The organism is Candidatus Omnitrophota bacterium, from assembly GCA_040755155.1.
Classification (GTDB): Bacteria; Hinthialibacterota; Hinthialibacteria; order Hinthialibacterales; family Hinthialibacteraceae; genus JBFMBP01.
The window spans coordinates 1-13,762 of record JBFMBP010000025.1; the positions used below are offsets into that span (position 1 = coordinate 1).

The 13,762-nt window shown below is 53.1% G+C and carries 9 protein-coding genes; 4 read left to right on the forward strand and 5 right to left on the reverse strand.

The features are described 5' to 3' along the window. Window positions 1–132 (reverse strand): type II toxin-antitoxin system HicB family antitoxin (locus AB1656_02580; GenBank protein MEW6234249.1); only part of this gene is annotated, 132 nt, incomplete at its 3' end. Between the two features lie 113 nt (window positions 133–245). Further along, window positions 246–1,097 carry an HAD hydrolase-like protein gene (locus AB1656_02585; protein MEW6234250.1) on the reverse strand — a complete coding sequence of 284 codons (852 nt, stop codon included), beginning with the start codon at window positions 1,095–1,097 and terminating at the stop codon, window positions 246–248. A gap of 384 nt (window positions 1,098–1,481) precedes the next feature. On the opposite strand from AB1656_02585, the gene AB1656_02590 reads away from it, so the two are divergent. After that, window positions 1,482–9,509, forward strand: coding sequence for a hypothetical protein (locus AB1656_02590; protein ID MEW6234251.1), 8,028 nt, complete (start codon window positions 1,482–1,484; stop codon window positions 9,507–9,509). A gap of 93 nt (window positions 9,510–9,602) precedes the next feature. On the opposite strand, the gene AB1656_02595 is transcribed toward AB1656_02590, so the two are convergent. Further along, window positions 9,603–10,073, reverse strand: a complete 471-nt coding sequence (locus tag AB1656_02595) for a hypothetical protein (protein ID MEW6234252.1) — start codon at window positions 10,071–10,073, stop codon at window positions 9,603–9,605. Between the two features lie 844 nt (window positions 10,074–10,917). Between AB1656_02595 and AB1656_02600 the strand changes: the two genes are divergently transcribed. Then, window positions 10,918–11,148 (forward strand): SUMF1/EgtB/PvdO family nonheme iron enzyme, encoded by a 231-nt coding sequence (locus AB1656_02600; GenBank protein ID MEW6234253.1) that lies wholly within the window; start codon window positions 10,918–10,920, stop codon window positions 11,146–11,148. 141 nt (window positions 11,149–11,289) lie between these two features. On the opposite strand, the gene AB1656_02605 is transcribed toward AB1656_02600, so the two are convergent. Then, window positions 11,290–11,520, reverse strand: a complete 231-nt coding sequence (locus AB1656_02605; GenBank protein MEW6234254.1) for a hypothetical protein — start codon at window positions 11,518–11,520, stop codon at window positions 11,290–11,292. 195 nt (window positions 11,521–11,715) lie between these two features. Here AB1656_02605 and AB1656_02610 point away from each other — a divergent pair, with 195 nt between their 5' ends. Both AB1656_02610 and AB1656_02615 read left to right on the forward strand, forming a co-directional pair. Continuing rightward, on the forward strand, window positions 11,716–12,000 hold the full coding sequence (locus tag AB1656_02610; GenBank protein ID MEW6234255.1) for a type II toxin-antitoxin system ParD family antitoxin: 285 nt from the start codon (window positions 11,716–11,718) through the stop codon (window positions 11,998–12,000). Further along, the gene (locus AB1656_02615) at window positions 11,979–12,284 is read left to right on the forward strand and encodes a type II toxin-antitoxin system RelE/ParE family toxin (protein MEW6234256.1); all 306 of its coding nucleotides are present in this window, start codon (window positions 11,979–11,981) and stop codon (window positions 12,282–12,284) included. Before AB1656_02610 ends, AB1656_02615 begins: the two co-directional genes overlap by 22 nt. A gap of 150 nt (window positions 12,285–12,434) precedes the next feature. Here the strand turns inward: AB1656_02615 and AB1656_02620 are convergent, their stop codons facing one another. Next, on the reverse strand, window positions 12,435–13,631 hold the full coding sequence (locus tag AB1656_02620; GenBank protein ID MEW6234257.1) for a Gfo/Idh/MocA family oxidoreductase: 1,197 nt from the start codon (window positions 13,629–13,631) through the stop codon (window positions 12,435–12,437). Window positions 13,632–13,762 lie beyond the last annotated feature (131 nt).

Genomic DNA, 13,762 nt, shown 5'->3' on the forward strand with positions numbered 1-13,762 from the left:
TTCTCGAATATTTTCCAAGGCTTCTTCAAATGTTTTTCCTTGAGTGTAGCATCCCTTCAAGGATGGAACGTCCGCCACATAATATCCATCTTCATCCAGTTCGATTATCGCTTGAAAACGGTATGTTGTCATTTTGATTCCTCGCGCTATTTCATGACCATAATTTAATCGCTATAGTATAGATTGCAAATCCTTCATAAAATTGTTGAGCAGCATGCGAATATCACGCGATAAGAAAATCGATATTACTTTTCATCGAACAAATAAGCCATCAGCGTCTCGCATTCGCCGTAATGAGGAATAATCAGATCGGCGCCGGCTTGAATCAGACGGTTTCGCTTCCAATCGTCGATATGAACTTTGCCCACTTCGTCCGATGCTACGCCGACGGCGATGCCCCCGACTTCTTTGGTATTCTCGATTTCCACGAAACCATCGCCGAACGTCAACAACTCGGCGCCGCATAGACGATTGTCGGTCAGAATTTTTTGGATAATCATTTTTTTGGAAAAACTCTTGTAATCGTCCTGGGCGCCGTAAATGTATGGAGCGAAATAGGAGGTTACTTTAATGGCTTCCGACTCGTCCACGACGTACTCGTGATCGGTGCCGCTGGCCAGGTACATGGTCACGCCCCGCTTTTTGAGCGCCTCCAACAATTCGTAAGAGCCGGGCACGACGAAATCATCCGGCTTCAACTCGCCCGATTTCAGCCCCTTAACCCGATATTCGATCCTCTCCCAAAGGCGGTCGAGATACATGCGCTTGTATACCAACGGCTCCTTGGCCGTCCCGCCTCGTTTTTCCGCCTCTTCTTTCAGTTGAATCATTTGATAGATGGTCTGTTTTCCCGTAAGCCGGGTTACGAAATCCCTAACAACATGGAAAAGTTCTTCTTCGCTTTCCGAAGTTCCAGTTTCCTGGAGAATTTCCACGCCCATAGGAATCATGACGTTCTGCCAGCCTTCTCGAACCAGCGAAAGCGTCCCGTCGAAATCGAAAACGGCGTGCTTGATTTTTCCCCTCGTAATGTTTTCATTAATAACTTCAATATGAGTTCCCGGTAAGAAGACGGGGGCTTGAGTAGTGAGCGGCATGTTCAATTTTTCACCATGAATAAAATAAGATGGATTCCGAACCAATCGGTTTTTTTAAATCGTTGCTTATTATCCTCTTAGGATGCCCTTGTTATGGGGAAAGAGCCAATGCGGTTTCCATTGACCTAAGACGATCGAAAAGAGATAATAATTGTATCATGCGCGTTTTCGCCGTAAAAGAGCTTGAAGACGCCGCCTATGGAAGGAATGCCTTCCCTTTCGTCTCATTCGAAGCGTACTATTCGCGTAAATGCGTTATCGTCCCTAGATCTCTACATCGAAAAAGGCTGCTGGCGCCCGTACTATGCTTATCTTTTCCCGCACTGCGATTATTGCCATATTCTCCTTAAAAACAATTCATCCAAGACAAAGGACTATTTTATAATGAGCCGAATCCTGTTTCCCGCAACCATCGTCGATTCTCACAACGAAAGAACCAACGTTCAAAGAACGCGCCGGACGCCGGGCGTTTTGCTGCAAATGAGCGAATATCGCTTGGGGGAAAATATTTCGGACGCCGCGCTCGAAACCGGCGGCCAAGCCAGCCAGGAAATTCAAACCGCCGCCGATGTCTTGAGAACAGGCCTCGAATTTTTGAAGGATTTTTCTCCATCGCCTTGCGTACATTTGACCTATGATGCCGCAAAAAAACGCCAAAACGTCAAAACGGCATGGATGAAAGATCACAACGTTTTGGCGGATTGGCTGGAAGACGATCAAGAACCTTGTCTGCGGCTCGACGCCGAATGGCCTTCAAAAATCGGTTTGCAGGCGGAGAGGAATATCGGCGATCCAACGGCGCGTGGAGCCGCCGTCCTCGGCGCTTTTCTCCATCTATATTTCTTTTCCGCTATGGGCGGCGCCAACCAGCGGGAGATGCTCCATACGCTGCTGGATTTCGCTTCGCTTCTTCCCGAAGCGGATTTGGCCGAACTGCATAAAATTCTCCGCGGCAGGATGATCGACGCCAATAACGCCTTCAGCCTTTTCCTGACGATGGCCAACGATGAAAACCTCGCCCATGAACTCGAACAACTCGACCTGAAGCCCTTGCGCGGCCTGCGCACCGCCGTCCTTTTCGAAGCGGGAAACCGCCTGGAATTCGATCTCTTCAAATTCCGCCGCGCGGGAGGAAAAGGAAAGTTCGAACTTGCCGCCTGCCTGCAAAAGATCGCGGGAAGACAAGAAGGCGCCGTAGTGTTGGAGGAAGAAGCGAAAATCCTCCTGGAGCGCATCGAAGCTTACGTCCATGAAGGAGAAAAAGCCGCTCCGGAAGCTGCCGCTTCTCTTTTGGAAAAAACCTTGAAATGGCGCGATTGGAGCGCATCCTGGCTGCTCGGCCAATTGCGGCTGGATATGCCTTACGATCAATCGCGGGTGGCGAGATTACTATCCGAGCCGATCGAAGACATCGACGAAAAACGCGCCCTTATCAACGAAGCCGTCAGTTCGACCTACGATTTCGAACTGGAGGGAAAGAACATCCTCCGTCTGACGCGCTGGGCGCGCGACAATCATATGCGGCTCGTCGCCGGGCGTCTCAGCCGCGCTTTCGGAAATCAGGCTCACTTGCTATCCGTCTCCAAAATTCTGGCGGATAAAGCGGGCTTATTGCCCCACGCCCGCCGCCTCTATGAAGCAGGCATGGAAGCGCCAGACCTGCAAACCCAAGCCTCCCGCCTGCTGCATTTGATCCAGCAGCGCAAACCCACGCCTTACGCCCAAACCGTGGGCGCGCTCAATCAATTCGAAGAGGCGCTCTTCTCCTATCAATCCAAAGAATTCAAGAAAATGCTGCAAGAGAAGGACGACGCATCCCGCCGCATCGTCGGACGCCCTGGTGCCGAAGCCTGCGGCGAGGTTCTCGACGCCATCCAGGAACGAATCCGTTCGATTTACCGCCTGGCCGCCGCTTTCCGCGGCCAGTTGGAACAAACCCGCAAAGATCCGGCCTCCTACATCGTCTATCTGCAACGCCTGCATCCCGCCGAAACCGTTAACCTGGCCAATGCCAACCTCCTGCGCGACGTGCACCCGGGCAAAGAGGACGATCTGCGCGATCTCACCCGCCAAGGCGGACATTTCACCTATTCCAGCCAAGGTTTAGGCCGCATCCGCCAGGATGGCTCCGATACTGCGGAGGATACGCATTGGATCATTCAGGTTGACGATTGGATCGAAGCCATCCCGCTTTTCATCCACGAGCGCGTCGTTCATCGCACGGTGAAGATCGGATCGGAAGAAACGAAGATCGAAGTGATCGAAACTGAAGTCGATCAGGACGCCATGGAAGTCTTTTTCCGTCTTCACGCCGAATTCTGGGCGCGCAATATCGATGCCGTCATGGATTCCGAACACGCCGGATGCGCCCGCCGGATGCTGGCGCGCCGCGATGAAAAATTAACGCAAATCGCCCAAGACTATCGCCTCGCCCATCCCGACAAATCGGAAGACGACGCCGCAACCTGCGCGATACTGCAATCGCTCGATCTTCACGAAGGCGCCGCCGCCCTCGCCGCCTTGATCGCCGCCGCCTACCGCGAAGGCATTGAGGCCGTCAACGCGCTTGTCGAGCGAGAGGACATTCCCCGCATCGAAGCTTTGGAGCGAACTATACTGGAAAAAACCGATTCTAAAGCCGCCGCCAAGATACAAGCCCTTCTCAAAAAGAAATCCGCCGCCGAAATCGCCCGCGCCAGCCTCGCCGAAATCAAAGCGAGCAAGAACGGTCTGGCGGCGGAAGCGGCGCGGCTGCAATCTCTAATCGATCGTCCTACGCGCCGCGTATCCAGCCTCCATATCCTCACTACCGAATCGGCGGGCATGACGGAAGGCTACGTCCAATCGTGGATCGAAGAAGAAATGGCCCTCTTCAACGTCATTCGCCGCGAGGGACTGGAATCGGAAGTCAAGGAAAGCATGGATCAATACCGGACGCGCATCCTCAGCATCGGCAAAAAAGTCATCGGCGAATTTGGCATGGGCGTCGTAATCGAAGAGGTGATGGCGCAACAGCGTCTGCCTGAACCCGCCGCCGTCCTTACCGTGTTGATGTCGTTCCGCCCGGTTATGGAAGAAGCGGCGAAACTGGCCGTCCTCATCGAACAGGACGAACGTCAAGGAAACCGTAAAGTAAAATTCGACAACGCCGCCGATCCCCAAAGCGTTGACGAGTATATAGAAAAGCATCGATCCAAATTAACGAATATCGCCGTGCAAAAAGTCGCGGCCAACAACGGCAAAGCCTTCGACAAGCGCGTTTCGCAGATGAAGGCCGAAAAACCGAAACTCAGCCTTTACGATTTGCAGAAGCGCGTCATCGAAGCGGAAGCGGATTATCGCGAAGAGATGGAAGCCATTATTCGCTTCGAAGCCCGCAGCCGCATTCTCGACGAACTCGACGCCCGATTCCCCGAACAGCATCTTCGCGATCAGGCGAGAACCTATATCCGCACCCATACCAATCTCTCTAAATCTACGGCGAGAAAAGAAGTCGTCGCCAAACATAAATTCCATGCTCTCGCCATGCACCCCCTGAATTACTACCAGGCGGCCGGCGGCAACAAACGCTATAACCTGCTCTACACGCCCAGCCGCGTCAACCTGGGCGAACGGGAGCGCGATTCCGTCGTCAAATGGCGGCAATGGGTTGGCGGCGCCGACCGTTGGGCCGCCTTGGCGGGTTTCGAATTCTACAACCTCATCAACGAAGGCGGCGTGGAAGAACGCCCTGCTCTCGCCTATGCCGAAATTCAAAAAACCTCGGAAAACGCCCTTTGCGTCACCCATTTCGCTGGATCCAACGCTCTTGCGCTTTTGTGCATGGCCGTGCTCGAAGGCGACGCGGAAGACATGGCCGACCAGATGAACCTGCGCCAAGACCGCCTGATCCCCCCCGCGGGCGAAGGCTATGGCGGTTACTGCGTTCCTAAAGACGGCCTCTTCCTCGCCTTCGTCCTTTCGCTGCGCAACGAAGTGAAACTGCGCCAGATGGGCATCCCGGAGCGCTTCCACAGCGGCATCATGAAGATGGCCAAAGAAACGCTGCTGCGCCAGAACGATTTCGAATCCCATTTCGAATGGCAGCGATGGGCGGCGAACAAATTATTGAAATATTCGGAACTAAAAAAGTATTTCGATTTCAAAGACGATCTTCTTGTCTTTCACATCGCCAAAATCGCCCGCGCCATCGAAAACCTCGGCCAGCCCTGGCATGAAACCACCGAAGGCTCGAAACTGGTCGCCAATCTCGCCGCCCAATGGGGCGTGGACAAAATGATTATCAGGGCGGAGCAAGTTAACCGCTTCATGGTTTTCTATAAAGCCTGGTTGATTTACGACGCCATTCGCGAAGCCAAAGCGGAAAATCCCAACTGTCCGGCGGAAGACGAAGCCGTCATCGCCCTGACGGCGGAATACAAGCCCGTACAGGACATACGCTATTCCACGGGAATGCGCTTGTTCGAAATACTCGCCCAGACCGGCGAACATCTCACGCACTCGCTGGATGAAGAAGGACAAAACCTGGCCTATTTAATGTTCCATGGCTTCGATCCCGATACGGATCATCCCGTCGGCCAACGGGCTTTGCGGCAACTCTATTCCTCGTTCCAACTTGGCGAAGCAAGCCAGGAGACGTTGAATCGGCTCAAAGAAGCCTTCCCGCCGCACAAAGCGCCGGGAGACATCGTCATGACCTCGGTCACTATGTCCTCCACGCAAGACATGCTCTATTACTCCAGCGATGCGAAATTAGATGAAATCGCCAACCAGGCGCAAGTCATTCTCGGCGACTACGGCCTGACGGAAGAACAGATTCGCGCCAACGCTTCCGTCTACGGCGGCCGCTTGCGCCGCTGGGGAGGCGTCAAGCCATTGCCTCCCAAAGAACAAGACGAACTCGCCGCCGCTCTCGGCGGTAAAATCCATGCGCTGGTCTTGAAGATGCGCGGACCAGGACGCGATTACGAGCGCGATATTCAAGGCATTGACGTTCTCAATACCGGCATTCCCTTTCCTGAACTTCTCGCCTTGCTCGACGACATGCCGAAAGTCGTCTCCCTGATGCGCAACGGCAATCCCTACAGTTCGCTAGCCATCGCCGACGGCGCCGCCGGACGCGCCCGCCGCGCGCTAACCTACCTCGATGTTCAACTCTTCTTCGCCGCTTGCGAAAAGATCGGACGCCAGGGCGTCTACCGCGCCATTGGTTTGGGCAAACGCAACATCGACCGCCTGCGCGCCGAGATGCGCCGCAAGCGCGAACGCGCTCTCCGCTTGTATGAGGCCGTCGCCGCCGTCATCAAAGCGAAGGATGACAAGTCCAGAGAGAAAACTGCCGCATCCGCCCTCGAACTCTACCGAAAGTTGCGCGATGAGGTCGCCGCCGCCGACGAGGCGGGCAAGGCGCTTCGCGAAGAAGAGAAGATGAAGCGTTATAAAAAATGGAAGAATCGCGATTACTATATCAGCCAGGCGCTCGCCAAGATCGGCGCCGGGCTATCGCTTTCCCAAGCGGATTTCGGCGTCTGGACGGCGGGCGTCGGCGGCCTCTTCGCCCTTTGCGGCGAATCCGAAGCGGCGATTAGCTCCATGCGGGAAACCTGGACGCAGGCCGTGCAAATTCTAGCCGCTTTCGACGCCGCCGCCGAACATGTCCACTCTTTCTCTTCGGAAGAACAGAACGATTTGATGAAATGCGCCGTTCGTCCCGAGTACGTCCCGGAAACGCAGCGCTTCGCCCAGCAGATGCTGGTGGAATCATCCAGCAAGGCGGTGGAAATCGCCGCTCGCGAGGCGCTGGAAAGGCGCAAGGCGCTCAAAGTCCGCGCCGAACGCGCCCGTGCTTTCAACGACCGTGAGGACGGCTTCCGCGAAGCCTTCAAAGACGGCGCCGCTCTCTCTTTTGAAGTCTCTTGGCAGGAAGGGCAAAAATGCCTCGCCGCCATCCGCAAGGATTTGGACGCGCTGATTGCATTGAATGAAGACGGTCCTCAACGCAAAAAACTGCAATCTCAAATCAACCGCTCCTTCGGCCAGGTCATTGGCCATACGCGCTCCAGCATCGCCGATCTGGTCGCAACCATCATGCCGGAAGCGGATGAAGAACAACGCTCCATGAAGCGTCGCATACTCGACGACCTGGCGATTCTCTATACCGGACGCGAGATTATTTTTGAAGATTTAAAGCGGCTTGCGGGCGGCTACGAAGATATCGGCGGCTTCGCCCGCCTGGCGGAAGCGGCCAATGGCGATCGCGCGATCCTCGATAAAATCGCCAAAGCCATCGAACTCTTCTACATTACCTTCGCCCTGGCTCAAACGCTGGAAAGCGCCCTCGCGCTTCCCGAAGAAGTGGATACAGGCCTCTTTTGGAAAAACATCACCGACTTCTTCGCGGAAACCATCAACGATCACTGGTACGAATATTGGCCTTGGGCCTACTCCCGCGGCGTCGGCTTTCTCGCTATTCCTCGCGAAGATCGCTTCGCCTTGGCCGTCGAACGGCATGCATGGCTATACGATTATATCCGCCTCTTGTTCGTCCATCGTACGGAATTGAGCCAATGGAACGCGGACGACCGCGACGCCTTGCTTGGCGATTTCACCTCGGGCAAATGCTTGACGGGCATCGGCGCCGGAGCTCCCAACGAAATGGAATTGCGTTGGCGCGCTTACAACCAACTGCGCGAGCTGGCGTTCCTCAAAGGCGATGGCTTCCTCATGCCTTTAGTCTTCCACGAATTCGATCCCGCCATCATCGAAGCCGACAAGCGCGTCAACGTCGTCTTTCTCTTCCCCGCCGGACGCACCCACGTTTCGCGGGCGCTGCGCGAGGGGCCTTCGCTTAACGCGGAATTGCAGGAGAAAAAACATCCGGGAACCAATTTCCTCATCACCCGCAACGGCGAATTCGCCGATGTGGAAGCAGCGAAGCGCAAGGCGCTGCTGATCGAAGACGCGCATCTCTACATCAGCGAAAAGGAATTCGCGGAAGCGTTGACAATTCATAAAGGCTTAAAGAAGGATGAAATCAAACAACAAATTCAAGCCGCGAAAGAGGAAGGCCGCCTATCTCCGAAAGGTATCCGCGTCGCGGTTCGCTTCGGCAAGGACGGACAACCGGCGCCCGTCGTCGTCGGTGCGTTGATTCCTTTCCACGGCCATCCCGTCTATATCGGCGGACAATCGGAAGCGGAAGGAATGCCCGCCACCATCCAATCCCGCGTCTACACCGACGTTACTTACGACAAATCCCTCTATCCACAAATCTTCATCGAAGGAACCGGCGTGGAATTGCCGCCGGAAATCGATTGGATGAAGGAATGGAATCTGGTATTATCGAACAAAGAAATCCTCGAACGCATTGCCGAAGGCTTGCCCTCGGCGAACTACGCCGGTCTGCGCGCCTTCGCCAAACAGCATCCCATCATTCTCATCAAGGGAGCGGCGGAATCCGGCGCCCGCAACCTGAAAGTTTTCGAAGTGCAGGACGACCGCACGCGCATCAAGGAAGACGAACTGCGCGCCGCCGCCCAATTCGTCGCCGACGTCTCCCGCTCGCAAAACGCCGTTATCCAGGCGGCGGTCTTCGCTTCGCCGGAACTGTGGGCTTCGCCGGAACTGATGGAAAGTTTCGTCGACCGCCAAATTTTGGAATGGAACACGCCCGTCAATCGCGACTCATATCCCCGCTCCCAGATTTACGGCAGCATGAGAATCGTGGCTTCTTCCTCCCATCCCGGCAAGAAATACGACACGGCTTTCGCCATCTCTCTCATTAGCTTGCAAGTCGCCACAAACGTAGGGCGGGGAGGAACGCTGGAAGCGCTGCGCGAAGAGGATATCCAGCCCCAATTCCGCAAACAGATCATGAAAGGCCTGCACGCCGAAGGCCCCAAGGTCATGAAGGCCATGACGGAATTCGTGAAGAGATATGGGCCGGAATGGGAAAAGAAAAACAACGCCAAGATCGGCGATGACCTGCGCGGCGTCTCCTACGGCTGGGCCAATTACCTGATGAGCGACTACGTCATCTTCCCTGTCTACAAGCGCAATGGCCGCTTGGTGGACATTCTTCCCCGCATCGACGAGAATGGCCGCCGCATCGGTTCCATTCCCATCCTGCAAGACGAAGAAGGCCGCTTCGAGGGCGAGATCGCCGATTGGAAATTCATCCACCTCGAACCCAACGTCGGCATCGGCCTTTGGGACCGCTTCAATCTGCGCGAGGAAGTGCGCGAACTGCGCGCCAGCCAAAAAGAGAAGCGTCCCTTCGATTGGAACAACATCGGCGTCAGCGACCGCATCGTTATGCGCAACTACGTCTTAAGCGGCGAGGATTATTTAAAAGCCAATTTCGGCAAACAAGGCATCGACCGCCAGGCCGTCAATAACGCTGTCAAGAAATAATCCCTTCCCCTTTGGGATAGAGAAAGGGTGGGTCGAGCGAAGCGAGCCCCACACTAATCTCTAATTATTGGTCGCTATTCCCTGTTTTCTGAATTATTGTTTATCTTCGCGGATGCGTTCCATATAGGCCATCCCTATCCGTTTTTCTTTTTTCTCGTCGCCGATTTGTTTTTTCATTTCCCTTAAAATTTCCGGATCGAATGCAGGCTTGCCTTCTTTTTGCCGTTGCAGCCGTTCTCTGAATTGAGCGGTGATATTGAAGCCTCCTTCTTCGATGCTTTCTTGAATCGGTTTTGGAACGGAGATCGAATCGACTTCGTTTTTCTCCAACCATTGTTTTTGAATCCAGCTATGGAGAAAGCGATGGTTGAGATGAATGCCGTTTACCGGTTCGATTTCCTTCATGACTTCGGCGGCGGGACAATAATCCGAACCGGATATATGGATATAGGCGTATACGGCCATGAGAAGATCGAGTTCCTTTTCTTCGCATGTCTTGCACGAGACGTCCCGGTCGTCGATGGATTTCATTTTTTCGCAGATGATGCACCTTCTTGTTTGCATATCATCTCGCCTTTCCTCACGTCGAAAGCGCTTCAGGCTTCGGTTGGCCGCATGGTATCGAGCCATCTCCAACCGGCTGGATTGAATTAGCCCCAAATCTTTGGATGTACAAAGTTCGGATAATTATAAATAATACCAAAATCAAAAGAAAAACGATATTTTTCTCTCCATCATTTTAAGTAGATTTTGGGAAATTGGCAAATCGTCTTTTCCATTATCCAGGGAAAAATAATTTTTTTCTCACTTTTTGTTTCTTTTTAATCCAGGTGACGACATTTAGATGGATGATACGGGATGGAAGCCGCCATGGATCGGCAAGTCAACTCTTCTAAAACGCCTCGATGAACGTAGGGTGAGTCGAGCGAAGCGAATCCCGCCGTGTTTGTAAAACACTCCAATTTCTGTCTGAAATAGCCCGCGAATTGGGTAAGGGTTGTTCTTAAGCCAAAACAAATCCCTTTATAATACCGTTTGCCATTTGATTGGATATAGCGCCAACATCATTGTGAGGAGGGTGAAGCTCTTGCCGAGCCGAATAGATGCTATAGTTCGCCAGGAGGCTCCTCCTCCCATCCTTTCCACTGCCTGTGATTCAAAACCAAGAGTATTTCGTATTAGTTGTCGAATCGCCCGAAAACGGTTTGTCAGGAGCAACCCACCCACGGTTCGCGGGCTATATCAGGCAGAAACTGAGGTTTTTCAGAAGAGCCGAGCATTTTTTGATATTCCCGACTCGGCAGGAGCCTCGCCCTCCCATCTTGTTTGAATGCGAATTTGGGGAGGGCGAATCTCCTGATGAGCCGCCCACCCGTAGTTCGCGGGCTATACCAGGCGGAAACCAAGGGTGTTTCAGAAGAGTTGCGCTATTAAGCGCGAAGACGAAATCTTCTCCGTAAAAATTAAAGGGGCGTTTGGCGAAGTGGAGATTAAATTCGTGCAAATCCCGGCGGACGAATTCGTCATGGGGTCTCCCCGCAGCGAAAAGAATCATGAAGACGATGAAGCGCCAATCCACAAAGTGCAATTCAGCAAACCGTTTTATTTGGGAATATACGAAGTGACGCAGGAACAATGAAAGCAGTAACGCCGAGGTGGCAAGGGCAAAGTTGTTTTTGCCCTTGAAAATAACGCAATAAATCAAGGGCAGATAAAACCTCGCCCTTGGCGCCCGCCGCGAAGAAGCGAGACAATGGCGTTTGTATCTAAAAGGAAGCGATCATTCCCACTCATGGCGTAATTCTTTTTGGGCGGTCAAGGCGTCGCCTTGCCATGCCAATTGGCCGATCAATGCGGAGAAATCGTAGCGCGGCGGAATCGGTTCTTCTTCCCTTTGAGGTTGAATCACCATCACGACATCGACCGGTCCAGGGCGTAAAAAGGTAGGAACTTCCAAGGAAAGGCGTCCCTTATCATCGATTGCGCCCTGCCATTTCATGATTTTCATCATTTCCCAATCCACCTTTGGTTTAATCGGTTAAAGATAGATTATAACGCAAAATAACATATCGGGCGGGGCTGGTAAGCGCAAGCCGAACGTCCCACCCAGGCGGCTCTGAAAATCATTCGGATCGAATTATACAAAAATTGTCAAACTTTGTATTAATGGATATAATGGGGGAAACCTTTCGGAGGTATCCCGGTTATGCATGTTTCTCTAACAGAACGCCTTCAGGAGTTTGTAAAAGAGAAGGTCGAAAGCGGCCTTTACAATAATTCCAGCGAGGTGATTCGAGAAGCGCTTCGTCTTATGGAGCAAGAAGACCAACTTCGCAAAATCAAACTCGACCGGCTGAGAGACGCCATCCGTCTGGGAGACGATCAGTTAGCCCGCGGAGAGTACAGCCCCCGCACAATCGACGATATTATCGCGGACAACGAAGCCGCCGTTAGAAAGACCCGCCGATCATGCCGCGATACAAACTCCTAAAAGCCAGTGAAGCCGATCTGGAGGATATCTGGAAATACACTTATGAATCGTGGGGAGGTCGGCAGGCAAGCAAATACCTGCGGCAACTGAAAAAAAGGATCGAAGCGCTTAGCCGCAACCCCGATATCGGTTGGCAACGCGATAACCTTTCTAAAGGGCTTATGTGTTTTCGCGAAGGCCGCCATCTTATCTTTTACCGTAAATTGAAAATGGGAATCGTCATTATTCGAGTGCTGCACGATCGGATGGATGTTCCCGAAAGAATCAAGGAAACCGAAGAATAAATTTTCCCCAAACCGCTTCGCTTTATAGAACTCCCGGCCAACGAGAGAATCCGCATTTAAAAAATCCGCACATTACGCCCGTTTGAATATAAACGAATTGGTTGTAAGATGGGCCGAAAAAACGCGGCCCATCTTACTTTTTATCTTTCCTCATATCTCCGTCGTAGAACCTAAATCTTTCCACTCGATGGTTCCCGGCTCGTATTTTCTCTTTTCCCGATTGTACATGGCTTGGTGGCCCATCAAGGCTGTGAGGGTGGCGAGGCGGGCGGTTTCGACGTTGCTGTTGGGCTTTTCGTTTTTGCGGATATGCTGGGCGAATTGTTCGAACTGCTGGAAGGAGCCGTTGTAGTAATCCGTCGCGTCGGCGGCGCGTACGATCTCGCCCTTGCGGGGATGCAGCGTTCCCTGCGCCAGGTCGACGAGTCCTTCATCCTTGAAAACCCAAAGTTTTTCTCCCGGCCCTTCGCCCAGTTTTTCCATTTTGGCCATGCACAAATCCGCAGGCATACAGGAAAAATGGGTGTAGGAAAGAATGACGCCGTTGGGGAATTGAAAACTGAGGCTGGAGTGATCTTCGGCCAAATGGGGCGGCAATTGGGGATATCGCTGCGTGGGCTTGTATTCCACCGTAATCGCGCCCATCGCGGAGCATTTGGCGGGGTGGGTTCCCATCACCCAGGTCATGACGTCCATATGGTGGCAGGCTTGCTCGACCAGTTTGCCGCCGGACAACTCCACGTCCATCACCCATCCCCCCGGCTGGCCGGGGAAATACCAATGGCCTTGCAGGAATGTGATATTGCCGAAGCGGTCGGATTGGGCTTCGGCGATGGTTTTGAGAAAGGTGGGATTGTAGCGGCGTTGAAAGCCCACTTGATAGATTCCCTTCGATTTGCGGGCGGCTTTGACGATGGCGTCCACTTTTTCCACTGTGCAGTCCATCGGCTTTTCGCTGAAGCAATGAAGGTTCGCTTCCAATATGGGAACGACGCATTTGGCGTGATTGCCGACTTCCGTGCAGACGACGACGGCGTCGAGGTTTCCCTTGTCCAGCATTTTGCGGAAATCTACAAAACCTTCCGGTTTGTGACCGTCCTCTTTAGCGACGCCGATCCCTCGATCGACTTTTTGTTGGATCAAATCGCAGAGAGAGACGATTTCAAAATCCGTAATGCGGGCGTAAGATTTCAGGTCGGACGTTCCCCGGCCTCCAAGGCCGATCTGAGCCAAACGAATGCGGTCGTTGGCGCCGAAAACCCGGCTGGACGTTCCAACCATCATCGCCGCCGCGCTGGCGGAAGAAGCCTGCATGAAGGTTCTGCGATTCACGTTTCGATTCGTCATGATCGATTGTCTCCTATCCATATCGTATTGCGAACGGACTTTGCCGGATCAAAGTGGAAAAACCGTTCGAACTATCTTTCCTTGGAAAGACTCTTGCTGTCAATACAAACGGGGATTTAATAATGCAAACG